26 protein-coding genes are annotated in these 25,411 nt (G+C 39.2%); 18 read left to right on the top strand and 8 right to left on the bottom strand.

Going from position 1 to position 25,411, the window contains the following annotated elements; all coding sequences use genetic code 11:
- Positions 1 to 67: 67 nt before the first annotated feature.
- Complete coding sequence (locus ACHFIZ_RS15495; RefSeq protein ID WP_410887448.1) at positions 68 to 943, top strand: hypothetical protein; 876 nt, start codon at positions 68 to 70, stop codon at positions 941 to 943.
- Complete coding sequence (locus ACHFIZ_RS15500) at positions 943 to 1,788, top strand: universal stress protein (RefSeq protein ID WP_410887450.1); 846 nt, start codon at positions 943 to 945, stop codon at positions 1,786 to 1,788. Before ACHFIZ_RS15495 ends, ACHFIZ_RS15500 begins: the two co-directional genes overlap by 1 nt.
- A gap of 93 nt (positions 1,789 to 1,881) precedes the next feature.
- On the opposite strand, the gene ACHFIZ_RS15505 is transcribed toward ACHFIZ_RS15500, so the two are convergent.
- Positions 1,882 to 2,106: a hypothetical protein gene (locus tag ACHFIZ_RS15505; protein ID WP_410887452.1), complete on the bottom strand. Its 225-nt coding sequence runs from the start codon at positions 2,104 to 2,106 to the stop codon at positions 1,882 to 1,884.
- Positions 2,107 to 2,152: 46 nt separating this feature from the next.
- Here ACHFIZ_RS15505 and ACHFIZ_RS15510 point away from each other — a divergent pair, with 46 nt between their 5' ends.
- Complete coding sequence (locus ACHFIZ_RS15510; protein WP_410887498.1) at positions 2,153 to 2,518, top strand: LOG family protein; 366 nt, start codon at positions 2,153 to 2,155, stop codon at positions 2,516 to 2,518.
- A gap of 21 nt (positions 2,519 to 2,539) precedes the next feature.
- On the opposite strand, the gene ACHFIZ_RS15515 is transcribed toward ACHFIZ_RS15510, so the two are convergent.
- Positions 2,540 to 3,028, bottom strand: a complete 489-nt coding sequence (locus tag ACHFIZ_RS15515) for a universal stress protein (protein ID WP_410887454.1) — start codon at positions 3,026 to 3,028, stop codon at positions 2,540 to 2,542.
- 82 nt (positions 3,029 to 3,110) lie between these two features.
- Positions 3,111 to 5,603 (bottom strand): cation-translocating P-type ATPase, encoded by a 2,493-nt coding sequence (locus tag ACHFIZ_RS15520; protein WP_410887456.1) that lies wholly within the window; start codon positions 5,601 to 5,603, stop codon positions 3,111 to 3,113.
- Positions 5,604 to 5,864: 261 nt separating this feature from the next.
- Here ACHFIZ_RS15520 and ACHFIZ_RS15525 point away from each other — a divergent pair, with 261 nt between their 5' ends.
- The 5 genes from ACHFIZ_RS15525 (at position 5,865) to ACHFIZ_RS15545 (ending at position 9,426) form a co-directional block, all read left to right on the top strand.
- The gene (locus ACHFIZ_RS15525) at positions 5,865 to 6,605 is read left to right on the top strand and encodes an SDR family NAD(P)-dependent oxidoreductase (RefSeq protein ID WP_410887458.1); all 741 of its coding nucleotides are present in this window, start codon (positions 5,865 to 5,867) and stop codon (positions 6,603 to 6,605) included.
- 29 nt (positions 6,606 to 6,634) lie between these two features.
- On the top strand, positions 6,635 to 7,516 hold the full coding sequence (locus ACHFIZ_RS15530; RefSeq protein WP_410887460.1) for a DnaJ C-terminal domain-containing protein: 882 nt from the start codon (positions 6,635 to 6,637) through the stop codon (positions 7,514 to 7,516).
- Positions 7,506 to 7,799 (top strand): chaperone modulator CbpM, encoded by a 294-nt coding sequence (locus ACHFIZ_RS15535; protein WP_410887462.1) that lies wholly within the window; start codon positions 7,506 to 7,508, stop codon positions 7,797 to 7,799. Before ACHFIZ_RS15530 ends, ACHFIZ_RS15535 begins: the two co-directional genes overlap by 11 nt.
- Positions 7,800 to 7,894: 95 nt before the next feature.
- The gene (locus ACHFIZ_RS15540; protein WP_410887464.1) at positions 7,895 to 8,338 is read left to right on the top strand and encodes a hypothetical protein; all 444 of its coding nucleotides are present in this window, start codon (positions 7,895 to 7,897) and stop codon (positions 8,336 to 8,338) included.
- A 668-nt stretch (positions 8,339 to 9,006) separates the two neighbouring features.
- Positions 9,007 to 9,426, top strand: coding sequence for an Hsp20/alpha crystallin family protein (locus tag ACHFIZ_RS15545; RefSeq protein ID WP_410887466.1), 420 nt, complete (start codon positions 9,007 to 9,009; stop codon positions 9,424 to 9,426).
- A gap of 433 nt (positions 9,427 to 9,859) precedes the next feature.
- Here the strand turns inward: ACHFIZ_RS15545 and ACHFIZ_RS15550 are convergent, their stop codons facing one another.
- Complete coding sequence (locus ACHFIZ_RS15550) at positions 9,860 to 10,006, bottom strand: lmo0937 family membrane protein (RefSeq protein ID WP_410887468.1); 147 nt, start codon at positions 10,004 to 10,006, stop codon at positions 9,860 to 9,862.
- A gap of 274 nt (positions 10,007 to 10,280) precedes the next feature.
- Here ACHFIZ_RS15550 and ACHFIZ_RS15555 point away from each other — a divergent pair, with 274 nt between their 5' ends.
- The 4 genes from ACHFIZ_RS15555 to ACHFIZ_RS15570 all read left to right on the top strand — a co-directional run bounded on the left by ACHFIZ_RS15555 (position 10,281) and on the right by ACHFIZ_RS15570 (position 12,332).
- A complete protein-coding gene (locus ACHFIZ_RS15555) occupies positions 10,281 to 10,838 on the top strand; it encodes a hypothetical protein (RefSeq protein ID WP_410887470.1) in 558 nt (185 codons plus the stop codon).
- Positions 10,839 to 10,915: 77 nt separating this feature from the next.
- A complete protein-coding gene (locus tag ACHFIZ_RS15560; RefSeq protein ID WP_410887472.1) occupies positions 10,916 to 11,146 on the top strand; it encodes a hypothetical protein in 231 nt (76 codons plus the stop codon).
- A 328-nt stretch (positions 11,147 to 11,474) separates the two neighbouring features.
- Positions 11,475 to 11,705, top strand: a complete 231-nt coding sequence (locus ACHFIZ_RS15565; protein ID WP_410887474.1) for a hypothetical protein — start codon at positions 11,475 to 11,477, stop codon at positions 11,703 to 11,705.
- A gap of 282 nt (positions 11,706 to 11,987) precedes the next feature.
- Positions 11,988 to 12,332 carry a DUF3891 family protein gene (locus tag ACHFIZ_RS15570; RefSeq protein WP_410887500.1) on the top strand — a complete coding sequence of 115 codons (345 nt, stop codon included), beginning with the start codon at positions 11,988 to 11,990 and terminating at the stop codon, positions 12,330 to 12,332.
- Here ACHFIZ_RS15570 and ACHFIZ_RS15575 read toward each other — a convergent pair.
- Positions 12,329 to 12,898, bottom strand: coding sequence for an RNA polymerase sigma factor (locus ACHFIZ_RS15575; protein ID WP_410887476.1), 570 nt, complete (start codon positions 12,896 to 12,898; stop codon positions 12,329 to 12,331). The genes ACHFIZ_RS15570 and ACHFIZ_RS15575 overlap by 4 nt on opposite strands.
- Before the next feature lie 228 nt (positions 12,899 to 13,126).
- Between ACHFIZ_RS15575 and ACHFIZ_RS15580 the strand changes: the two genes are divergently transcribed.
- Complete coding sequence (locus tag ACHFIZ_RS15580; protein WP_410887478.1) at positions 13,127 to 14,296, top strand: aldose epimerase family protein; 1,170 nt, start codon at positions 13,127 to 13,129, stop codon at positions 14,294 to 14,296.
- Positions 14,297 to 14,370: 74 nt separating this feature from the next.
- Here the strand turns inward: ACHFIZ_RS15580 and ACHFIZ_RS15585 are convergent, their stop codons facing one another.
- Entirely contained in the window at positions 14,371 to 14,667 is a 297-nt protein-coding gene (locus ACHFIZ_RS15585) for a hypothetical protein (RefSeq protein ID WP_410887480.1), read from the bottom strand.
- A gap of 313 nt (positions 14,668 to 14,980) precedes the next feature.
- Between ACHFIZ_RS15585 and ACHFIZ_RS15590 the strand changes: the two genes are divergently transcribed.
- From ACHFIZ_RS15590 to ACHFIZ_RS15605, 4 genes are read left to right on the top strand one after another with little or no spacing between them, the layout of a single operon-like run.
- Positions 14,981 to 16,255, top strand: coding sequence for a Gfo/Idh/MocA family oxidoreductase (locus tag ACHFIZ_RS15590; RefSeq protein WP_410887482.1), 1,275 nt, complete (start codon positions 14,981 to 14,983; stop codon positions 16,253 to 16,255).
- Positions 16,245 to 18,872, top strand: a complete 2,628-nt coding sequence (locus ACHFIZ_RS15595; protein ID WP_410887484.1) for a family 16 glycoside hydrolase — start codon at positions 16,245 to 16,247, stop codon at positions 18,870 to 18,872. The genes ACHFIZ_RS15590 and ACHFIZ_RS15595 overlap by 11 nt, the downstream gene beginning before the upstream one ends.
- A gap of 8 nt (positions 18,873 to 18,880) precedes the next feature.
- Positions 18,881 to 20,329 carry a Gfo/Idh/MocA family protein gene (locus ACHFIZ_RS15600; protein ID WP_410887486.1) on the top strand — a complete coding sequence of 483 codons (1,449 nt, stop codon included), beginning with the start codon at positions 18,881 to 18,883 and terminating at the stop codon, positions 20,327 to 20,329.
- Position 20,330: 1 nt separating this feature from the next.
- A complete protein-coding gene (locus ACHFIZ_RS15605) occupies positions 20,331 to 21,419 on the top strand; it encodes a Gfo/Idh/MocA family protein (protein WP_410887488.1) in 1,089 nt (362 codons plus the stop codon).
- Positions 21,420 to 21,452: 33 nt separating this feature from the next.
- Here the strand turns inward: ACHFIZ_RS15605 and ACHFIZ_RS15610 are convergent, their stop codons facing one another.
- Positions 21,453 to 22,553: an NADH:flavin oxidoreductase gene (locus ACHFIZ_RS15610; RefSeq protein ID WP_410887490.1), complete on the bottom strand. Its 1,101-nt coding sequence runs from the start codon at positions 22,551 to 22,553 to the stop codon at positions 21,453 to 21,455.
- 80 nt (positions 22,554 to 22,633) lie between these two features.
- Here ACHFIZ_RS15610 and ACHFIZ_RS15615 point away from each other — a divergent pair, with 80 nt between their 5' ends.
- Positions 22,634 to 24,694: a PAS domain S-box protein gene (locus ACHFIZ_RS15615; protein ID WP_410887492.1), complete on the top strand. Its 2,061-nt coding sequence runs from the start codon at positions 22,634 to 22,636 to the stop codon at positions 24,692 to 24,694.
- A gap of 17 nt (positions 24,695 to 24,711) precedes the next feature.
- On the opposite strand, the gene ACHFIZ_RS15620 is transcribed toward ACHFIZ_RS15615, so the two are convergent.
- Complete coding sequence (locus ACHFIZ_RS15620) at positions 24,712 to 25,083, bottom strand: RNA recognition motif domain-containing protein (RefSeq protein ID WP_410887494.1); 372 nt, start codon at positions 25,081 to 25,083, stop codon at positions 24,712 to 24,714.
- Positions 25,084 to 25,411: the final 328 nt, after the last annotated feature.

The raw sequence follows: 25,411 nt of genomic DNA on the forward strand, positions 1-25,411 counted from the left end.
TTTGATGATGTCGGTCATGGTTTGTTAACAATAAATTCAGAATATTTACCATTGTAATTTAATGTTTATGAAAACCATTTTTGCAGTCTTATCTATGTTAGTTACCACGTTGTTGTTCTTTAATCCAGTCAAGGGGCAGTCAGTATCCTATTCCAAAGAATTCTCGATGCAACTAAATGACTTGACTAAACAATACAAACTGAATTATCCTAAATCTGTAAAGAGGTACTATCTCCAAAACGGGTTTCAATCCCTCTGGATTAAAAATAGAGGTGAGGCGAAACGCATCGAGGAAGCAATGATGCTTCTAGATTGTGTACTCCAATACGGGCTTGCACATGCTGATTACCACCCCGGAGAGTTAACTTATGACAATTTTCCAGCGATCATTGACGAGCCCGAAAAAATATCAATCCAGGAAAAAGTAAGGTTTGATATATTACTGACAGATGCCATGATCACTTTGATTAATCATCTTCATTATGGCAAATTAAACCCGTATTTTTCAGCAAGGAAGATAGATGGTATAATCAAAGCAACGAGTTTTAGTGCAGTAAATGAATTAGCAAAAGCAATTGAAGAAGAAGGTTTTACGGCGGCGATATTATCCACCCAGCCAAAATCTAAAGTATATAATGATCTACAGCGATACATGCGGCTAATCAAAGGACAATACTTGGGTGACTGTTATGAAGTCCCTGAGGCAGAGATAAGAGCAGTTGCTATAAATATGGAACGACTTCGCTGGTGGGAGTTTGATGAAATGAAAGCTATTCCTAAAAAAGCGCTTTACCTAACTTGTGAAATAAAAGACGGGCTTCCCGTATTTTATAAAGACTCCCGCCATCTAGATCCATCACTTGAAACTGCATTGTATAATCAGCTCCCACCAAAGAAAAAAATGCCATTACTGCTTCCTAAGATAAAAACTAACAAAGACTGATGAAAACAATTCTGGTCACTACTGATTTTTCAGCCCCGTCACAAACTGCTGGCAATTTTGCACTGAGTTTGGCCAACGCTTTGAAAGCTGATCTTACTTTATGCCATGCGATAAAAATGCTGGCAGCTTCCTCCGATCAAACCTTGCCCAATGAATATAAAATGCTAAGGGATTCTGCAATTGAGCAACTTGAATTTCAGGCTTTGGATTTACGGTTGGATGAACAAGAATCATGTAATCCGGGTCCCCGAATTGACTACTATACCGCCTTGGGATCAGTCACGGATATGGTCAATGATCTGGCCCATGACAGAAAAGCAATTTTAGTGGTAATGGGTATGTTTGGTGCTGGAATGGTAAACAGGATGTTATTAGGAAGCAACAGTCAGGATTTAATCAATAGCGCCAAATGTCCAGTACTGTTGATACCCTTCAAGAAATTTCCAGAGCTAGTCAACAAGATTGCTTTTGCGAGCGATTTGAATAAGGGAGATATAGAACTAATTAATTCTATTGCAAGCTTTGCGCGTCCATTTGATGCGGAAATACTCATCATTCACATTAGTAAGACAAAAGCGGATCAGGAAATGGTAGACAGATTTTTAAATGAAGTGACGAATAAAGTCAATTATGCTAAAATTTATTACAAGCACATTGAGGATACGGACATTAGCCGCGGACTAAATTGGATTGCTAAGAATGGATTCATTGATATTTTTGCGATGGTTCACCGCAAAATGATTTTTCCAGGCAATTTGTTTAACAGCAGTCAAACGCAAAAGCTCTCCAGGAATATTGAAATCCCTTTGCTGGTTTTTCAGGAAAACCAATATCCAATATTTTAATATAACCAATAATTAATGGATAAATCGGAAATCACTTTTTTAAGCGGTTCCCACCCAAGATGGACTGAACTAAAGTTCACCATAAACACCATGCTAGAAATGATTAGGGGTTTTCGCGCGCTTCATTTTATCGGTCTCTGTACCACTGTCTTTGGATCGGCTCGTATTAAAGAAAATCATCAATATTATTACCAGAAATGCAGATGCAGCATTTGCATAATTGGAATTTACAATTCTCACGAGTGACGGTCCGGGGTTTAATGGAAGCGGGTAATCGCGGAGCTCAAGAAGTAGGGGAAGGTCAGTCAGCTGTAACATACAACTCCCTGTAGAGCAGAAACCCAATCCTCACGTCGATAAATGGATTTACCTGAAGCACTTCTTTGTGCGTAGAATATTACTAGTTAAATACTCATTTGCATTTGTAGTCATGCCTGATGGATTTGGAACATTGGATGAGTGTTTCGAGGCATCGATCGTGATTCAAACTCGCACTATAAAAAATTTTCCGATTATTATATTTGGAAAGGCCTACCATAAGGATTTATTTGAACACATTGAGTTAATGAAAAAAAACTCGACGATTGGTGCAGATGATACAAATTCGTTCCTGTTAACCGACAGTATAGAAGAAGCAGTGTCTCTAATTGTAGAAAAAAACATCAAGAAATACGGATTGAGTGCTAAAAATAAAGTGAAGCTTTTCAAATGGCTTTTCGAGCGCACGTAAACTATGCTGCGTAGCTACAGATCAAAACTGAAAGCATTCTGATTCAGGTACAATCACTGTAGGACACTTCACTTTACTGAGGATCTCTGTAATTTCGACGCCAAAAAGAATATCATCATTATCATTTGCTTTGCATCCCCCCATTACCACCATAAAAATATTTTGTTTGTCCTTTATGATAGCAGATACGTTTTCTGCAATGGCACCCTCACTACTGAGGTAATCTATTTTTGTCTCAAATTCCTCATTGTCATGTTGCGAAATACCATGAAGGCGGGCCACCTCCTCTTCAAGACTCTTCTTGCTTTGCTGCAAGAGAGATTCGTGATGCGCTGATGGCCAAGAATCGAATCCCAGATCTGGAATTAAAAAGGAGTTGAACAATAAGATGTTAGCGTTGAGTTGCTTAGCAAGGTGGGTCCCGTATTCTGACGCATTTTTTGCGCTCCTGCTAAAATCTGTCAATATCAGGATTGATTTTGTTGGTTTCATTTTATCTGTTATTTTCATGAGATTTATTTGGCTGACATTTATGCAAAGAAGGGGAAACCTATTGGTCTGCCCCATGATTTTGATCATGTAATAAATTGATCTAGTCACGTTTTGTCCATTTAATAATTTCATACCAAATCACAGAAACAACGCCGACCCCAATGGACAGTAGTAATTGTAAATTGCTCATTTTTTGAAAATTAAAGATCTGTGTGATTGGATCGAAGAACAGCATTGCGGCCACGATTATCGTGGTTATGCTGATAATTATCAGTACGAGGTTGTTTTTGTATTTAAGCGTTGTAAATATAGAATAGACAAAAGAACGGTTCACCAGGGTTAATGAAATATTCGCGGCAATGAGTGTAGTGAAAACTATCGTGCGAGTAAGTGACTCACTGTATCCCTGCTGTATAGAGAATTGATAGGTCAACAAAGTACCACTAGCGATCACAATGCCCTGTACGACGCTAGTTGTCAGTTCTCTGAAGCTGAAAAACGTGCTGGTATAAATCCTAGGCTTTTGATTCATGATATCTTTTTCTACAGGTTCATTTTCATAAATAATTGAACAGGTTGGTCCCATAACGAGCTCAAGGAAAATAATATGTATCGGCGAAAAGATGTTTGGATATATCCATCCTAGAACAAGAGGAAGAAAAACTATCAGTATTATTGGGATGTGAATGGATATGATGTATTGTATTGCCTTTTTAAGATTGGAGTAGATCCTTCTTCCCATCGCAATGGCATCTACCAGTCTTGCCAAGTCATCATCTATAAGTATTAGGGATGCAGCCTGTTTGGCAATCTCAGTCCCTTTCTTGCCCATGGCAATACCAATATTAGCTGCTTTTAAGGCGGGTCCATCATTTACACCGTCGCCTGTCATTGCCACAATCTGGTTTCCGGCTTTTAGCGCGCTGATGATCTTAAGCTTCGCTTCAGGAAACATCCTTGAGAAAATACTGATACGCATTACCCTTTCCTTAAGCTCCGTATCATTAAGCTTCATCAACTCTTCCCCAGTGATACTTTGAGTAGTGTCCTTTAAGCCGATCTGTTTTGCAATGGCGATAGTAGTAGCTGCATTATCTCCTGTAATGATCTTGACTGCAATACCTGCCTTATAAAACTGGTCTAGTATATGGGAGATGTTTTTTTTGGGAGGATCGTAAAATGCAACCAAACCTAGGAAGTTAAATTTGAATTCCTCCTGGAATTCTGGAAACTCAGATTCGCTGGAATTTGCTGAGGCTACACCTAGGACACGGTATCCGTCTTTGCCCAGTGTCTCAATAGCATCTTGAACCATTAATTTTTGCTCAGTGTCCAGTACTGATACGCTCAATAATGCTTCTGGAGCACCCTTTGCAGCGATAATACGCACACCTTGTTTATTCTCAAACAGGTGTGTCATCATCGGCGGTTTCCCTTCCAATGGATATTCATGGATCATTTTATACAGCGGGCGCTCATCATTTGATACAATTGATAAGTATGCATCATGCAAGGCAACCTCCATGGGATCAAAAGGTATAGGTTCACTTGCCCACATACCTGTTGTTATCAACTGTGCTTTTTCCTCATCTATATCGCCAATTGCATTGCATATCTGGTTTTTAGACATTAAGTATAGCTTGGCAAGAGTCATTTTGTTCTCTGTAATTGTTCCGGTCTTGTCCGTACAAATTACTGTCGCGCTGCCCAACGTTTCCACAGTTTTCATTTGCTTGACTACAATTCCTATCTTCATTAATCTCCATGCACCAAGCGCCATAAATGTTGAAAAGGCAACTGGGATCTCCTCTGGTAATATACTCATGGCCAGCGTCAGCGACTTTAACAAGCTATCCAGAATATCAAAAGATCTTATGTAATTTACCACCCATACGACTAAGAATATAAAGATTCCGGCAGCTACCATCTTTTTAATAAAGTTGTTGATTTGCAATTCTAATGGGCTCTTTTCGTATTGGATATGATTCAGACTTTCTCCGATGCCGCCTAGCCTGGTCTTATTTCCAATTCCTGTAACGCTTACGATAGCTAAGCCGCCCGTTACGCTGGTGCCCTGAAAAACCAAATTGTCAGTGCTTTCTTTGTTTTTTTCCACAGAAAATGATTCTCCAGTCAGTATAGACTCATTGACCGAGAAGTCATTAGATTGAATAATTATTCCGTCTGCTGTAATGGAGTTTCCTTCTTCAATCATTAAGCTATCACCTAGAACAATATCTGCACTAGGTATTTCTTCTGCTATTCCATTTCTAATTACCTTACTCTTGGGCTCACTATAGGCTTTTAGTTTTTCTAGTGCATTCCTGCTACGTGAATCCTGGTATAGAGAAATTGTAACGATAAATATAATAGCTAAAGCTAAAAAGAAGCCGTCACCTATATTTCCCGTAAAGAAGTAGATTGTTGAGGCAACCAGCAATAAGATAACCATGGGCTCTTTTGCAATACTTTTTACAGCCTTGATAAAGCCATTCTCTGCTCGGAAAACAATTTCATTACGTCCGTATCTGTCTCTTGACTGATTAACTTCCGATGGAGTTAAACCCTTTATATTAAATTTGTTATTGTCCATTTTCGTTATCGTTACTAAACATAGTCCTAAAAGACTAAAATGCGATGTTTCACGTTAACTAACGAAATACCGATCATTTAGAAAGATGATATTAATCACTTGCATTTTAAATCGACGACAAGAAAGATATTAGCAAGGGCCTTCATTCTTTAAAATTATCGACAATATCTATTTTAATGTTCCATATCATTAAAACGCTTGATTGAGCTCATGGCTCTTTGGAGTTAGTAAGACTAGATTTGATGAAATAATCAATTGCAAATGAAAAATAAAACAGTAATCATAACAGGCGCTGCATCAGGAATAGGAAAAGCCTCTGCGCTATTATTTGCAACTTCAGGAGCTAATCTAGTTGTATCAGATATCAATGAAAGGGAAGGTGAAAAGCTTACAGATGAAATATGTGCTTTGGGAGGCAAAGCATCTTTTTTCAAAACAGATGTTGCTGTTGCTGCTGAGATGGAAGCTTTGGTAGAGTTTACAGTAAAAACTTTTGGCAAACTAGATATCGCAGTTAACAATGCAGGGATTGGTGGAGAACAGAACCCTATCGCAAATATGAGCATTGAAGGGTGGCAGAAAGTCATTTCGGTAAACCTGAATAGTCTTTTTTATGGTATGAAGTATCAAATCGCCGCCATGTTGAATAACAATGGTGGAAGCATTGTAAATATCTCATCAATTTTGGGGGCTGTTGGTTTTACGGGCTCAGCTGGTTACAGTGCCACGAAACACGGCATTATTGGATTGACTCAAACCGCGGCTTTGGAATATTCCGCTAAAAATATTAGGGTAAATGCAGTGGGTCCGGGTTTCATCGATACTCCTTTGCTGAATGCGCTTGATCCACAAATGAAAAGCCAACTCGTAGCACTTCATCCCATTGGCAGACTTGGAAAAAGCGAAGAAGTCGCCGAACTGATATTTTGGCTAGGTAGCGATAAATCTTCATTTGTAACAGGCAGCTACTATCCAATTGACGGCGGTTATTTAGCTAAATAATTCCTGACGCATCAGCTTTAACCTGTCTTATGGACCACATAGATTATTACAAAATACTGGATGTACCTAAATCAGCAAGTGCTGCAGTGATTAAGTCTGCATACCGCAAACTGGCCAGAAAGTACCATCCCGACCTGAATCCCGGTAATAAGGAGTCTGAGAAAAAATTTAAGGAAATCAATGAAGCAAATGAGGTATTGAGCGATCCCGAAAAGAAGAGGAAATACGACCAGCATGGAAATGATTGGAAACATGCTGAAAAGTTCGAACAGGAGCGACAGCAGCAGAGCAGGTCGTCAGGAAATGGCAAGGAGCAGTTCGCCGGAGAGGATTTTTCTGATCTGTTTGGATCCATGTTTGGTGGCCAGCAAGGTCAAGGTCGACAGGGTCGATTTAGAGGGCAAGATCTGAATGCAGAACTGAACCTTAACCTAAGTGATGTTTATCAAAGTCAGCAACAAACAATTACAGTCAATGAAAAGAACATCCGCTTGACTTTTCCCGCCGGAATTGAAAACGGGCAAGTTATAAAGGTCAAAGGTCATGGGTCTCTTGGTGCCAATGGGGGTCCTGCCGGCGATCTTTATATACGTTTTTCCATATATAATAATACCAAATTTAAAAGAGACGAGAAGAATTTATATACAGATGTGGATCTCGATCTTTACACTGCACTGCTGGGAGGAGAGGTGCTGGTTGATACCTTCAATGGAAAAGTCAAATTAAAAGTGCCGCCCCAGACTCAACCAGGAACAAAGATTAAGCTCAAAGGTAAAGGATTTCCGGTTTACAAAAAGGAATCTGAGTTTGGAGACTTATTTATTACCTACCAGGTTAAGTTACCCAGTAACCTTTCGGCCAAAGAAATTGAACTTTTCACCGAATTAAGTAACCTCAAAAATGAAAAATGAGAATCTGGTACTAATTGCGCAATTCTGTTTGCACTATGAAGCTGAACCATCGTTTATATCTTCTCTTCATGATTTTGGACTGATCAGCCTGTTAGAACTTCATGACGAGCGCTACATAGCCCTGAACGAAATCAGGGAGGTTGAAAGAATGGTACGTTTGCATTATGATTTGGGTATCAACCTCGAGGGAATTGATGCGATTAACATACTTTTGAAACAAATAGCAGAACTTCGGCAGGAACTGATGGTAGCCAAAAATAGTTTAAAATCATTTGGTCCTTGAATTAAAAGTGATGACCACAATTAACTAAATCCTTGATTGCAATCATGTGTTCGCTAGCAAACATTGTTCACCTTTGGGCATATAAATAAACAGATATGGACACGTTAATCCAACCAACATTATCCGAAGAGCTGCAGGAACTATATCTTGAAAACAAGGAATGGTTATCAGACATTCTTTTTGTGGAAGATGAGGTGCGGTTTTTGAAAAAGGTAACTGATCAGGTGCTTTTGGGTAAAATTCAACAAGACGATCTTCGACAAATAGAGATGATCAATGAGAGCTTAAATGTAATTTTGGAACGTCGAAAGCAATTGAGAAGTCTTTTGGATTTACGAAAACATAAACTTGAGCAACTGTTGAGAGGAAGTTCTGTAGCGATCGGTGTTGAACTGATCGAAGAAGATGCTGCTATCATAGTTCAGATCAAGTCTTTAATGGCTGCCGAAAGGATCCGCAAACAAGAGCTCTTTAAACTCGCTAAACAGCAGAAACTCAAAAATAGACCGATCGGAACCAACAAGCCTTTGAAGGTATAGCGCTATCCTATTTTTTAACTTGGTTTTGATTGATGAAAGTTAAATATTTGAATCTGATCTGCTTGCTACTTATTAACTGTTCCTTTATACTCAGCGTCTGCGAACAAACTGTAAACAAGGTCGGGAAGATAGAATCCGCTGCTACCGATTATAAGACAGACGCCGGGTGTATCAAACTCATTGGGTCTAGTAAAAAATTTTGTTTCCTAATAATTACTTTACTTATTTGCATGACACACCTAGCAAGTCACTGTTCAATGAGACTTCCGGGGTATTCAGTTATGATAATACGTATCGAACGGCCAGAAAAACTGGCAGCTTTTCTCCTAAAAGATGACAATAAATGGATTAGTAACTCGATTAGTTCAGCAATGCATTCTGGTAAGGAGCGGAATGTGCTAATTGTTGAAAAAGTTCCAGTTTATCGCGTATTTAACCGCATTTGTCGACCGCAACAATAAGCTAAATTTTAGAAAAGATATAAATCGCATTGATGCGCGACTTGCATCAATGATTATTTCCGGTGATGGACCCTATTGATATCATTTCAAGCCTGATGACTAACGCGAATATAACTGATGATGAGGGTCATCAATTATGCTGACTTACAGCATGTTAAGATTGTGTCTTAATATTGATATTTATATTTTAATTAAAAGCTAAAATTTATGTCAAGCCTATCAAAAACAACTAAATCATCAAAAGCATGTTCAATGATGGAGAATTTCTGGGATACGGAAGTTTTCAATAATGCAAGTGATCCTTCGCATCCTGTCAACATTCGGGAAAGGGATCATAAATTTAAAATTGAGATTGCTGCACCTGGATTTAAAAAAAGAGATTTTAAAGTCTCTGTGGATAACGATCTTCTTACCATTTTAGCAGAGTCAAATAGAGAAGATGGTATTTTGGATGAGGACTACACACGTATGGAGTTTTCCCGATCATCTTTTACTGGGTCATTTAGTCTACCTAAAAATGTATCTTCCGACCGCATTTCTGCTAATTACCGGAATGGTTTGTTAACAATTAATTTGAAAAAATCCGGCAAGTTTGAACCAGGAAAAAGAGTTGTAAAAGTCTGCTAGTGCGATGGACACATCACTTTCTTAATTTATACTGCTGAATTAAGCGAAAGTAATTCATAATGCCGTGTTTTACTATTTAATTCACATTTTCTAAGCTTGCTGACGTCCTTATTTTTAATGTGTTTAATGACTCATTGTTCTCTATGTAAGTCCGAGACTTATCTATTTTGATACAAACCTCACCGGCTGATCCACCTTTCGCGAATGCGTAAAGGAATATTAACTTTCCAGATCTACAGTAGTAATCCCTTTGGCGTAAACATCTCCAATAGTGATGTTTCCCCAGAATCGATTTTTGTAACCATTAGAAGCGGCTTTTTATAAGGTTCGGTCTGGTTGCAAGCAAAAAGCAAAAGTAGCATTATTGGTAAAATAAACTTGTTTATGCTTATTAATTACCAACAATGCCGCCAAATTAGAATGCTAGCGAAATTTAGGCTCTGATGACCTTCAGTAGAACTGCGATTACTGCAATTACTAATAATACGTGAATGATACCACCCGTATAATATCCTCCTAAGAAACTGATCGCCCATATTATTACAAATACGACTGCGATTAAGTAAAGTAAATTTCCCATTTTTATTTTATTTAAGGTTAATAGTGTTTTTTGAAATAACCAATTTGAGAACTTATTGTTTAAGAATTTTTAATTTTACCTATTAGCGATTAAATTGCAAGAAAGCAATTGATCGAACCGGCCTTATGAAACGTGCGCTACTACTTCTCGGTTTAATTTAACTGTCCTACAATAAGTTAGGACTCAGAAAGTCAAGATAGAAGCAAAAATAGTTATCATTGACACTTTCATCAAAAGTAGAGGTATTCATCAAACTGCCTTGAGAATTGCTATCATGAATAATAGCCAACAAAATATTTTTATCCCCAATATGCTTACTTTTTTTGACTTGCAATTGAGAGGTTCTCTGCAGGTATTTCGGTTGACTGACGGTGGTTACAAAATGAGTGGAGTACGTACAGGAAGTAAACCTGAAGGATTACATGGTATTAGTGGGATATCATATGTCTTGGAGAACATTTACTTAGGGCCGTTTGTTGAGAAAAAGAAGTTTGGAGAGGGCATAATCACAAAATTAAATGGGCCATCCGGCCAAAGAAGCGTAAATTCATTGTTTTTAATAAGAGGTGAAACCTTTATGCTTTATCACTTAAATAACTTGGAGTATTGTTTCCGCAGCGAGGGAACCAACAAATTAATTTTCAAGCTCAATGGAAAGCTTGCTGCGGATTTGCCAGAAAAAGTCTCAGGGTTTAAAATGTACGGTTTTGATTCGATAGAATTGGAACCTGTATTTGTATATATGAGAAAATCCCGTTCTCATTACAAGACCGTATTTAAAAATAGTTTTAATAAGTTGATTCAGAGCACAGTTTGGGAAAATATAAATTAGTTCCGTGTTAAATCTGTGTTAAGTAAAAATTAACATTTTGGTAACATTTACTTAACATTCTAGTGATATATTTAATCATGAAATATCCAGTATTTATTTTCCATGAATTGGTGCTTAGATTTTCGGATTTCAACCGGAGTATAGGTAGGTACATTTCCAGTACGGTAGAAAATGGTGAGTGTTTAATCAGGACCACCGGTGGTAAGATCAGCATTGGTCCAGGACTTTTAGAAAAGCAATATAACGACCCAAAACAAATTTCTTCGGATGAGCTGAGACAACAGGCATCGATGTTTAAGATGGAGTGATTTCTCGTGCTTCTACTACCGACCTTGGTGTGATCAGTTTAAACTGCGTGAACAAATATTGGAACCAGGGATGGAAGCTTTTTTCATATCCTATTGTAAATCCTGTATTTGAGCCGGGGTAGTTTGCGAATGAGAAAGAAAGGATTATCTCTGTTACCAATGCTCGTGAGTTTAAGGAAGAGTTGATCACGAAACAGGATATGCAAATAGACCTTTCAGATAACAAAATAATTATCTAGAGATAGCACTGTTTCAAACAAATTGCTTACCGCAAATGTTGGTAATGGAAATTGTAGAGCATGATGACATTACTAACTAATACTCACTAATGGATCCATATGAACTTAAGATTGGTGGTGTGCACTTGACGGTCCGCCCCAGAGAGGATGGGACTTACGTAGTATTTAGAGGTGAAACCAAACTTGCCCATTTATATCCTGATGTTACTGAAGAAGGGATCGTTTGGGAAACTGCTAACTGGATTGACGATGAATATGCGACAACAATCGGGAGGTCTATTGAAGAACATGAAAAACATAACGAATATGGAATTTTGTAATGATCGTTAACTACGCCGAATCAGATTGGCAGATAATTACTCAACGGTTTCTCGGACTGCTTGCTTCGTAAATATGCGCACATTAGAAAAAAATTCCCTTGTCCGACCGCTGGGTCGGGACGCTTATCGCGACAGCTGAGTATGACGACGTATATAATGAATTTGAAACTGACAATCTGCTAAAGGAGAAGGTGGGCAATATCTAGACACATTAATCTTGTCGACAATCAAGATTCAAAGGCTAAAATTTCTGTAGGCGATTAAACGGAGGAGAAAAATTGGCTGAAGGTTTTAGGCCTTAAACCCTCTGGAATCAATTCTGCACATGATCTCCTACAGTTTTGCGACGCTTTCTCGCTTCGTATTTGCCAGTGTCTAGTACAACCCGAGCAACGTAGAATAGAAATCAGCAGGGGTCCGGATGGTAAAGCTTACGAAATGAACAGCACAGGAGCGAAGGAGGTTTCTGTAACACCTTGGCCATTTAATAAATTGAAATTTACTGTGAGTTACGAAAGCAGAACGCTTTCAAAGCTGGTATTCACCAGTCTTGAAAATTTTAGAAAAGAGGTACTTCTGGTCAAGGTAAATGTGGAGACTCTTGTTTTCGTGTCCTCTCCACGCTAAAACATTTTTCTCAGCTCTAGTAGTGCAAGTCTGATTCTGCTCTTGACGGTACCCAAGGGTAGATTTAGTTCTTCTGCGATCTCACTTTGCGTGTACCCTTCAAAATAGACCATGTTCAACAACAATATTTGCATTGGAGTCATTGCTTTTGTAAGTGCTCTTATTCCAATCAGGTCAGTATTGATCCCGTAACTCAGTTTCTGATCAATATCAACCACCTTTTCTTCTATGTTCACATGTTTGTTATTATTGATATGACTTTTTTTTCTTAGTTGATCTATTGATATATTCTTAGCTACCGTTGACATCCAAGTGAACAATCTTCCCTTGCTGTCGTCATATTTATCTATCGAATTCCAGATTTTTACAAAGGCTTCCTGCAAAAGATCTTCTGTTGTCTCCTCATGAATAATGATCCTTAATATTATTCCCTTAAGAGAAGCGGCATACATTCTATAAAGCGTGGATAAAGCATGCTGATCTTTCATTTTCAATAAGCTCACTAATCTCCGCTCCATTTCCGTAGTAATGGGGGTAGATAGATTAGTGTCCTTACCTGTGCTCATGGTTATCTGGTTAAATTGCGTATCTCCGGCTGGTGCTATTATATGGTTTTGGTCCTTAATCAAAAACAGCTTTATCCACTAGTTGTTTACAAATTTAGCATTTCCCGATAAAACAAATAGATTCTATGTATTGATACAATTGATTAAGGCTATGTTTTCTAATCTTAAAATACTAATTTGGCTTCACGAATACAAAAATTCGTTTAACCTTATAAAACCTTTTAATAAATGAAACGATCGCTAACACCTATTCTGGCAGCAGCACTTTTGCTCTCCATTTCTGCTTGTAATGATACAAGTAAGTCGAGTGTCGATATGGCGCAGACCGACAGCACGAGCACTGGTCTTCAATTAGACAGTACAAAGTTCCAAAAGGAGATTGATGGCAAAAAAACCAATCTTTATATTTTGAAAAACAAAAACAATATGCAAGCCGCATTTACTAATTATGGTGGTAGGTTAGTGAGTTTACTGGTGCCGGATAGTACAGGTAAACTCGTAGATGTTGTTCCCGGATTCGGCAGCGTCGACGGTTTCGTTCAATCAACAGAACCCTATTTCGGTGCAACAATCGGTCGTTACGGAAATAGGATCGCAAAAGGTAAATTTACACTTGATGGTAAAGAATACACTCTCGCTACAAACAATGGTCAGAATACGCTGCATGGAGGCAAGAAAGGTTATCAGTATGTAGTTTGGGACGCTAAGCAACCTAACGGTCATACCTTGGAACTTTCTTACCTGTCGAAGGATATGGAAGAAGGCTTCCCAGGAAACTTAAATGTTAAGGTTATATATTCTTTGACCGATGATAATGAATTGAAGATGGATTATGAAGCGACGACAGACAAGAAAACTGTGGTTAACCTGACCAATCATGCTTACTTCAATCTAAATGGCGAGGGAAGCGGATCGATTCTAAATCATGTGCTTCAAATCTATGCGGATCAATATACTCCAGTAGATACAACCTTAATTCCACTAGGCAAAAATGTTCCCGTTGCAAGCACACCATTCGATTTTATTAACCCCACTACTATTGGTAAACGGATTGACGCCGTTAATGAACAGCTAACGGCAGGTAAAGGTTACGATCATAACTTCGTTCTAAACGGTACAAAAGGTTTGGGAATGATTCACGCGGCAACATTAAAAGGTGATAAATCTGGTATTGTCATGGATGTTTATACTGAGGAACCTGGACTACAGTTTTACAGCGGTAACTTCATGCAAAGCAAAAATAAATTTAAAGGTGGGGCAACCGATGACTTTAGAACTGCACTGGCTTTAGAAACTCAGCATTTCCCTGATTCACCCAATCAACCTAATTTCCCATCAACAGTATTAAATCCTGGTAAGGTTTACAAGACATCAACTGTTTATAAGTTCAGTAAATAATTAGCAAATGATTTAAGAGCCACGCAATTTAATTGTGTGGCTCTTCTATGTCCGGATACTACGTAATTAGGCTCCTATTCTATGGCTAGTTGGTCTGCAAGCCGTTTACGACCCCAAAGACCTTGAATCAAAAGGGCCTTATAATCTGAGTAGCTTCCGCGTTTATCTACTGCAGCATGAAGCATTAATATGGAACCAGTATCCGCCAAGTCAATAGTCATATCTGTTCTGTTCGTTAGCTTTTGTTCCGTTGAAGCCTTTTTCTTACCAAATACCGTATATAGTCGCTTTTTATATTTGAAGCTAATGAAATTGCTATCTATATGTTGAATGAGCTGTTCAGGAAACACAGGTTTGGGTGCGATTGTCAATGGTAAAAAATCCTTTAATGCCTGTGACTGTTATTTTTTGAGAACCTGCGTTAAACACTGTTACTGATTCGAGTTCGAGCCTTTTGACATTTCTTATCTGTTATTGAAAGGTTTTCTTGTGCAGAGCCAAGGCTAGTAGATAATACTTTAGTGAGTACTAGCAAAAGTGTTTTTTTTATATAGTCAGTTGTAAATGATTAAATTCATTTAAAGATATAAGAACTCCACAAATGAAGCAAATATTTTTATTGAAGCTTGTATATACATGTATTTTAAAATATTATGATAAATTTGAATGATAGCAACATTAAATATGGAACCGAAAGAGCCAAAAAACTTACGAAGAGCGTTTATTAAAAAAGCTGCGATTGGATTAACTGCATTCAGTATTGTTCCGAGATATGTTTTAGGAGGGAATGGATTCATAGCCCCAAGTGATCGGCTTACTAAAGCAGTAATCGGAGTAGGAGGAATGGGTAGGGGTCACTTTGGATACGATGGAACCCAGGTAGTCGCTATTTGTGATGTAGATAAACGGCACTTGGAACAAGCCGCCGGTATGCTCGACAAAGGACTAAAAACCTTTAGCGATTATAGAGAGCTAATCAAATTACCAGAAGTAGATATTGTTCACATCGCTACCCCGCCACACTGGCACGGAATTATGGCTGTCGATGCCGCAAATGCAGGTAAGGACATCTGGTGTGAAAAGCCAATGACCCATACTATCGGAGAGGGGAGGCGTGTGGTTGAAGCTGTTCAGAAGCATGGCAGAATGTTTAGGCTGAACACCTGGTTCAGGTTTAGTGATGTGTTTTACGGCATGGGCACTGAAGTTAAAAAGATCAAAAAGCTGGTCGAAAGTGGCTTGTTAGGATGGCCCCTTAAAGTCACTGTTGGAAAACATACAGGTTACGACTGGAAGTTTTACTGGGTAGGGAAAGACAACCTCGTTCCTGAGCCAGTCCCTGCGGAACTTGATTATAATGCATGGCTAGGGCCGGCCCCTTTTAAACCCTATCATCCTCACCGCGTACATCAGACCTTTAGAGGTTACTGGGACTATGACGGAGGAGGGTTAAGTGACATGGGACAACATTATCTAGATCCTGTTCAATATTTTTTAGGTAAAGACGACACTAATCCTGTTTCAGTGGAAGTGGATGCACCTCAACAACACTACGATGCAGTTGGCACTTGGAGGAGAATAACTTACACCTATGCAGATGGTTGTCAGATAATTCTCGATGGTGATGGCACTGATGATAAAGCGGCGTATCTGGAAGGTCCTAAAGGGAAGCTTTATCCTGGCTTTAAATCCGATATACAAGACCTTGAAAAAAAACTCGCTACATTTCCAGAACCAGCCGCCCAGGTAACAAGTTTTGTAGAGTCCGTAAAAACACGTAAGAAATTTGCACTAAATGAAGAAAATGGACATCGGTCCTGCAATATTGTGAATATAGGACTGGCAGCACTCAAACTCGGAAGATCACTCAAGTTTGATCCTGAGCGTCAGTTATTTGTTGACGACCCTTCAGCTAATAAATTGATTAACCCAGTTATGCGTGCCCCATATGATATTTAATAAAACAAAATTTTGCGCTTTAACGCTTTTCGCTTCTTTGTGGTTCGCCACTTTACAAGGTCAGTCTAAAAAGAGCATTCTTGAAGACAATAAAATCGATACGCTGCTTTCTAAATTTCCAGAACGAACACAAGATGATCTGAATTCAGCGATGCAGTCTGTCACTAAGATGACTCAGCCAGTCTTGCTAAAGTTGGTAGAAAGACTGGAGAGTGAAGACAGGAAAACCAAGACAAAAGCAGAATATGCAGTTGCTGCACTTTCGGAATACGTTTCCCGACAAGGGATGGAATCAGCAAGGAAGAAAACTATTAATGTATATTCTAAAGTCCTGGCTAGTTTAACTGATCAACAAATCAAATCTTTCTTGATCAGTCAATTCGAGATGGTTGGAAAAGACGAATCTGTTTCGATCCTCACAGGATATCTGAACGATCAATTTTTAGCTGATCCAGCTGTTAGAGCACTGGCTAAAATCAATACGTTGAACGCTAAAACTGCCCTACTAAAGGCATTGCCTGAATCTAATGGTGCAGCAAGACTATCAATAGTTAAAGCGCTAGGCGACTTAAAATACAAACCTGCAGCGACAGCAATAAATGCCTTAGTTGGAGTAGATGATCAAGACTTATCAAAAATGTCGTTCTATGCATTGTCATATATAGCTGATCCAAGTTCGGAACCAATATTTAACAATGCTGCCAGCAAGCTCGGTTATCGATATGACAATAGGAATGTTGTGGCTTCCTACCTGATATATGCAGATCAGCTAATAAAAGCAGGCAACCTTAAGCTTGCCGGCGAGATTGGAAGGAAAATAATGGCCAGCAGTATGATGCCAGAACTTGTTGCTACCCGAATCAACGCACTCAAATTACTGATTGATTTGAATTCCAACAACGTTAACGCTTATTTAATTGAGGCGGCAAAAGATGAAAATCTGGAATACTTTGCTGCAGTAGTAAAGTTTGCTAATCCTCATCTTTCAGTTGAATCGAAAAGCCTATGGACATCTAAACTCGAAATTGCTCAGATAGCAAAGAGTAGCTATTTACCTGAGCAGAGATTGCTATTACTTCGCGCAGTGTTTGACAGATCTAAAAGCACCGAAACGCAAATCAATATCCTGAAGCTTGCTGAAGAGGTAAAGATATTTAATACCCTCGCCTTTGCGGAAAGATACTTGGACAATCCATCTTTACAACAACAAGCAGCAAGTACAATTATAGAAGTTACTTTGTCTGGAGAATACACCGGAGATTTTATAAAAGACCTGTTAAAAAGGGCGCTATCTGTAGTTAATTCTACACAAATAGTATTGGTAAAATCAAAGGTGGAAAGCTATATCAAAGCGATGAAGCCAGATCAGGGCTTTGTTCCTCTTTTCAATGGCAAGGATCTCACAGGCTGGAAGGGACTTGTCGCCGATCCGATAAAACGGTCAAAGATGGATGTCAAAACGCTTGAGGCAGAACAAAAAAAGGCTGATGCGGAAATGCGTGAGAGTTGGACGGTTAAAGATGACGAATTATTATTTCTCAGTCATGGGAACAATTTGGCGACTATAAAGAAGTACGGCGACTTTGAAATGCTTGTTGACTGGAAGATCGTTGATGATAAGAAAGGTGAAGGCGATGCAGGGATTTACCTTAGAGGTACTCCGCAAGTACAGATTTGGGATAATGCCAGAACGAATGTTGGTGCTCAGGTTGGTTCAGGCGGATTATACAATAATCAGCAGAATCCAAGTAAACCATTAAAGGTTGCCGACAATCCTTTAGACCATTGGAACACTTTTCGGATAATCATGAGGGGCGATCGCGTTACCGTATACCTCAATGGCGAGCTGGTGACTGATAACGTCATTCTTGAAAATTATTGGGATAAGAACCAAGGGATATTTCCCGTAGAACAAATAGAATTACAGGCACATGGTTCACCCGTTGCTTATCGTGATATTTACGTCAAAGATTTACAGGGAGTCAAGCCATTTGAATTGAGCAGAAAAGAGAAGCGGGATGGATACACTGTACTGTTTGATGGTACAAATATGTTTAGCTGGACTGGCAATACTGCAGAATATGTTACCGAGAACGGCAATCTTGCTGTGAATCCGAAGCCAGGTAAGGGATCCGGTGGTAATTTATACACAAAAGATGAATTTAGTGACTTCGTTTTCAGGTTCGAATTTCAACTGACACCAGGAGCAAACAATGGGTTAGGGATTAGAACTCCAATGGAAGGTGATGCAGCTTATGTTGGTATGGAACTACAGATACTCGATAATGAGGCTGCTATGTATAAAGATCTTCATGTGTATCAATATCATGGATCTGTTTACGGAACGCTTCCGGCTAAGAGGGGATACTTAAAGCCGGTTGGTGAATGGAACTACCAGGAAGTGACCGTGAGGGGGCCAAAGATCAAGGTAGTATTGAATGGTAAGGTAATCCTTAATGGAGATATTACTGAGGCAAGAAAGACCGGAGCTCCTGATAAACAACAACATCCAGGTTTGCTTCGTCAAACAGGACACATCGGTTTCCTTGGACATGGTTCCCCATTAAAATTCAGAAACATTAGAATAAAAGATCTAAGTAAACCAAATACAAAATAAACACAGAGATGGACAACAACAAATCGGAAACAAGTAATTCAAGAAGAAACTTTATAAAGACCACGGCATTGGCTGCTGCAGGATTTATGATCGTACCCCGACATGTTTTAGGAGGAAGAGGATTTCTTGCACCAAGTGACCGGCTTTCTGTAGCTGGGGTTGGTGTTGGTGGAAAAGGGGAGAGTGACTTAACGGGCATTTTTAATGGTGGTAAATCAGATATATCATTCCTCTGTGATGTAGATGACAGAAGAGCCGCGACTTCAGTTAAACGCTTTCCGAAGGCCAAATATTATAAGGATTACAGGGAAATGCTGGATAAGGAAGCGAAAAGCATTGACGCCGTAGTGGTGTCGACACCAGATCATAATCACGCCATGATTGCAATGGCTGCGATGCAGTTAGGAAAACATGTGTACGTGCAGAAGCCACTAACTCACGATATTTACGAAGCACGTATGTTAACTGAAGCAGCTAAGAAATATAAAATTGTTAGTCAGATGGGAAACCAAGGCGGATCTGGAGAGGGAGTTCGCAAACTGCAGGATTGGTTTGATGAGGGGATTATTGGAAAAGTTCATACGGTATACTGCTGGACAGACAGACCTGTTTGGCCTCAGGGTATTCAATGGCCAACTGCTCAGGGGACTATGCCCAAAGAGCTAGATTGGGACCTTTGGTTAGGAAGTGCTCCATACAAACCTTATGTAGATAAACTTGTTCCTTTCAATTGGAGAGGCTGGTGGGACTATGGAACAGGTGCTATTGGCGATATGGGTTGTCATTTAGTTGAGCCACCGTTTAGAATTCTGGAATTAGATACGCCTATTAGTGTAGAATGCAGTGTTGGAAGTGTGTATGTGGATGAGTTCAGGAGAGGTTATTTTCCAGAAAGTTGCCCTCCTTCCAGTCATGTGATCATGACTTTTGAAAAAAATAAACATACAAAAGGTAATTTACAAATGCACTGGATGGATGGTGGTATCAAGCCTGAACGCCCAGAAGAAATGCTTCCAAATGAATCTTTTGGCGACAATGGAACTTTATTTATAGGAACAAAAGGTAAAATGATATGTGACACTTACGGCGCAAATCCACGTTTATTGCCCTTAAGCAAAAATGCAAAGGACCACACCAAGCCCAAAGCAACCAGAGTTCCAGGGGACGTTGAAGGTCATTACTCACAATGGGCTGAGGCAGCAATTGCAGGTTATGGAAAGATTGCCTTAAGTTCTCCATTCGAGATGGCTGGCCCATTGACAGAAACGTTATTAATTGCGAACCTTGCAATCCGGGGAACTGATGTTCAACGTAGAAGAGCAGATGGGGGTATTAGTTATCCTGGTAGGGATATTAAAATGCTCTGGGACAAACAAAATCTTAAAGTCACTAACTTTGATGAAGTCAATCAGTTTGTAAAACGTGAGTACAGGAAGGGCTGGAGTTTAGGAGTATAATATGTCAGAAAAAAATAAGAACCTTCGTGTGCTAGTAGTTGGTTGTGGTAACATGGGTGCATCACATGCTACTGCCTATCATACTTTAGATGGATTTGAAATCTGCGGATTGGTATCTACAGGGAAAAGCAAAGAGGTATTAAACGATCGGCTAGGGGGTGTTTACCAATTGTATACTGACTTCTATGAAGCTTTGGCCGCTACCAAACCCGATGCTGTTTGTATTTCCACATACCCCGATACTCACGAGGAATATGCTGTAAAGGCTTTCGAATCCGGATGCCATGTTTTCATTGAAAAGCCACTGGCTGATACCGTAGAAGGTGCAAGGAGAGTTGCCGAGGCTGCTGAAAAAGCTAGAAAAAAGTTACTGATTGGGTACATTTTAAGATACCATCCTTCTTGGGAGAAATTTATTGAATTATCTCAAGGTATGGGGAAACCACTAGTAATGCGAATGAACCTTAATCAGCAAAGTAGTGGATCAAAATGGACCGTTCATAAAAATCTTATGAAAAGCTTGAGCCCAATTGTCGATTGTGCTGTACATTATATAGATGTGATGTGCCAGATGACACGGTCAAAACCTGTCCAGGTCTATGCAATAGGGGCGAGATTGACGGATGAAATACCGCACTGGAACTACAACTACGGACAACTTCAGATCAGGTTTGATGATGGTTCTGTGGGCTGGTATGAGGCAGGATGGGGCCCGATGGTTAGCGAGACGGCTTTTTTTATTAAGGACGTTTTTGGACCAAAAGGTGCAGTTTCTATTGTCGCCAAAAATGCCAGCAAGGCGGGGCAGTCTGATTCTATAGAAGCACATAGTAAAACGGAGTCTTTGAAAGTTCATCATGCTGACCTGAACGATGAGGGAGTTTTTAGTAAGCCTGATGAGTGGATAGATTTGACGGATGAGCCCGATCATCAGGAGCTTTGTAATAGAGAACAGCGGTATTTTTTGAAGTCCATTATAGAAGATCTTGATTTGACAAATCCAACATTGGACGCAATAAATAGCTTGAAAATCGCATTTGCATGTGATGAATCTGTCAAAACAGGAAAGGTAGTTTTGTTGAAGGATTAAAAAAACTATAGCTTTTTTGGTAATGAAGAGTTATCAGATCAATGACGATAGTGCCTCCTTGCTGAACCCTTTTAGGGACTCAGTTTTGTTATTCTTAATTTTTGATACCCACTGTGGATCTGCTAAAATCGCTCTTCCCACAGCTACAAGGTCGAAATCGCCCCTATCCATTCTTCTCTCTAATTCATCCAGTGGTGTTGGAGCAGAACTTTGCCCTGCAAAAGCTCCGAAGAAATCACCATCTAAGCCTACCGATCCGACACTGATGGTTGACTTTCCTGTTAGTTTTTTTGCCCAACCAGCAAAATTAAGATCTGATCCTTCAAATTCAGGTTCCCAGAATCTTCGTTGCGAACAGTGGAAAATGTCAATACCTGCATCGGCTAATGGTGTAAGCCAACTTTCCATTTCAGCAGTTGTTTCAGCGAGCTTAAAATCATATGCTGCTGGCTTAAATTGAGATAAACGAATAATTAATGCGAAATCTTCGCCAACTCTTTTTCTGATCTCTTTTATAACCTCTACAGCAAACCGGCTGCGTTCAGCCAATGTGTTACCTCCATAAATGTCAGTGCGATTATTAGTAGCATTCCAAAAAAACTGATCAATCAAGTATTGATGAGCACCGTGAATCTCAACGGTATCAAAGCCCAGAGTCTTAGCGTCGGATGCTGCCTGGCCAAATGCAGAAATGGTATCAGCAATGGCAGCATCCGTCATTGCTACCCCATTTTCAAATCCTGGTTTATTGAAACTCGAAGGTCCTTCAAAAGGAGCGGAGGGAAGCCAACCTGAAGGATCGTTATTTGTTATTCCCTGGTGCCATATTTGCGGTCCCATTTGTCCCCCAGCCCGGTGAACTTTGTCAATTACATTTTTCCAGCCAAGAAGCGCATGTTCGCCATAAAAATGAGGAACATTAGGATCATTGGATGATGAAGGGCGATTAATAACGGTACCCTCTGATAAAATCAACCCAACTTCTGCAGCAGCTCTCTTTTCGTAGTAGTCAGCAACTTCGGAAGTAGGAATTCCATTTGGCGAAAACGATCTTGTCATTGGAGCCATCACAATTCTATTTTTTATGTTTATTGATTTTAGGTTGAAAGGCCTGAACAATGACGATGTTTTCATTATACTTTTTTTTGTAAAGGTAAATAGAGGATCAATCATGAATGTGTGAGAGAAGTAAAATTTATTATATTACGGAACCTATGAATACTGATATCAATACACCATCAACTCCCTTAATCTCTTTACTCGAACATGGTACGGATGGAGTAATTATATTAGATGAAAATAAGTCCATTACGTTTATATCGAAAAGTATCGCGTCGATGCTTGGATATGAGTCGGTTGACTCCTTAAATGACGATCTTGCCTGTTTGTTCAATCCGGGGGAATTTAAAAGTTTTGAACTACAACTAAGCCTTTGTTATGAAAGTCAACTTTCTAAAGAAAGTTTAGGAGAGTATGTTTTCAAAAGCATCTATAATGACCAGGTGTGGGTAGAGCTTTCATTAAAATATCTCTTAAATGATTCGCAAATTAATAGTGTAATTATTGCCGTCAAAAACATTACCGATAACAAGCTCATTCAGAAAAGGCTTGTACATGCCAATAAGCTGTACGCTTTTATTAGTCAGATTAATCAGGCAATCGTTAGAATTCAAGATGAAAAGGTCCTATTTCAAGAGGCATGTCGCATTGCAGTAGAGTTTGGAGATTTTAAAATGGCCTGGATTGGTATTCCGGAAGTTGGTACAAGAAACATCTCTCTAATAGCGAGCCACGGTGCCACAAAGGACGAACTTAAACTTTTTAGTAACTACACTTATGATACCGGAGGACCGATTGAAAATGTAATTAACGGTCAAAACTATCGCGTTATTGAGGATATCAATAAGGAAAATAGTGAAGCCTGGGAGCGCATAGCATCGAAGCAGAAATACAATTCTGCAATGGTTCTAGCGATTAAAAAGTTTGGCCAATTGGTTGCAGTATTAAGTATTTATTCGCCTGAAACTGGATTTTTTAATACAAATGAAGTGAAACTTCTTAGGGAAGCCACCGCAGACATTTGTTTCGCACTTGAAATTTTAGAAGATAAAAAGAACCGCAAGATCTCCGATGAGAAACGAGAGCTTGCGGAAGTGGCTTTACTAGAAAGCAATAAGCGTTATGAACTCATCTCACGTGCAACATCAGATGCCATCTGGGATTGGGATTTAATCAAAGAAACACTATATGTTGCTGAAGGATTCGAGATACTGTTTGGTTATGAATCCAGAGAAGTTCCAGTTAGTGATTGTCTTTGGTCTGCTAACGTACATCCTGATGAACAACAATCTGTAATAGATAGCCTGGATCAGGTGGTAGCAAGTAATGAACTAATATGGCAAGCCCAGTATCGCTTCAAAAAAAGTAATGGTCAGTTTGCAACAGTTAAGGATACCGGATACGTTATTAGGGATCAGCAGGGAAGGGCTGTTCGTATGGTTGGCGCTATGCGAGACATTACTGCTGCAATTGAAGGGGAACGTACATTGGCTGAGTTGAACAAAAACCTACAGGCATATACGAACGAGTTGGTTAGTACAAATACAGGTCTGCAGCAATTCTCCTATATCATTTCTCACAATTTGCGTTCTCCTGTAGCAAATATTGTTGCATTAACAGAATACTTAAGAGACGAGACAAATACTCCAGAGACAAACTTAGAATTACAAGAGGCCCTTAGTACCTCAGTTAATTTATTGAATGGTGTTATTGAGGATTTAACATCTATTCTTGCGGTCAAAAATAAGGTGTCCGATAAAATGGAAGAAATAAGTTTGAGAGGGTTACTTTCAGATATCCAAGTCAGTATTCAAAATCTTATCAATGAGTCTAAAGCGATTATTAGCGTAGAAATTACGGGCGATGACACGATTTATTCTCTAAAGAGTTATTTACACAGTGTTTTTATCAATTTAATTTCTAATAGTATTAAGTATGCCCAAACCGATAAAAATCCAATTATCCAAATCAGTATTGATTCGAAAGAGGATTTTTATCACATAACTTTTAGAGACAATGGAATGGGCATTGATCTTGAAAAGAAAAAAGATGAGGTCTTCGGTCTCTACAAAAGATTTCATGAAAATATTAGAGGCAAAGGAATGGGATTGTTTATGGTGAAGACTCAGCTAGAGACCTTAGGAGGAACTATTTCTATCCAAAGCGAGGTAAATGTTGGCACGGAATTCAAAATACTTTTGCCGATAGATATTTAAAAATCTAGTGTAAGCTATCAGCCTTTTTTATCTTTTAAATTGATTCTTCGGGGGCGCTTAGTGCTAAATTCTATATCATCCGGAGAAATGTCTTTAGTATCACCTTCGAAACGGTTGGGCTTAAATACCCTGGGTTTTTGAACCCTATCTTCATCGGCGAGCTTGACAGTTATCTTTCTCCCCCTAAGCACCACGCCATTTAGTTTTGCTATAGCTTGGTCTGCCCCAACCTGATCTTCCATTTCAATGAAAGCGAAGCCCTTGTGCTTATTAGTGAATTTATCCGTTATAAAATGCGCACTGTGGACTAATCCCTGGACTGCAAACAGCTCGATTAGCTCTGCATCATCAATATCAAGTGGGAAACCCACAACAAAAAGTTTTATCATTTCAGCTGCAAAGATAAAACATTATGTCGTTTGAGGTTGCTTGAATTCATTTATGAACTCACATGAAAGATTCATAATTGCATATCATAGCAGTCTTTGCTCTATTTGCGGACTCAGAGAGGTCTCAAGGCACATTCGGTGCAGAATAGGGTACTTTCATCCTATGAGTATGCTCGAAGTTACCTAGTTGTTCGCTCTGAGTTCAGTTTGCGCTTTTAATGATCTTCTTTTCTTTGATATAATCTGTTTTCTGTCTTGTTCACCTTGGTATTTGGAATCCAGTATTTTAAGGTTTATGGAAAGATCCTATGAATATTAGACCCCATGT

It is taken from the genome of Pedobacter sp. JCM 36344 (assembly GCF_046546555.1).
Taxonomy (GTDB): Bacteria; Bacteroidota; Bacteroidia; order Sphingobacteriales; family Sphingobacteriaceae; genus Pedobacter.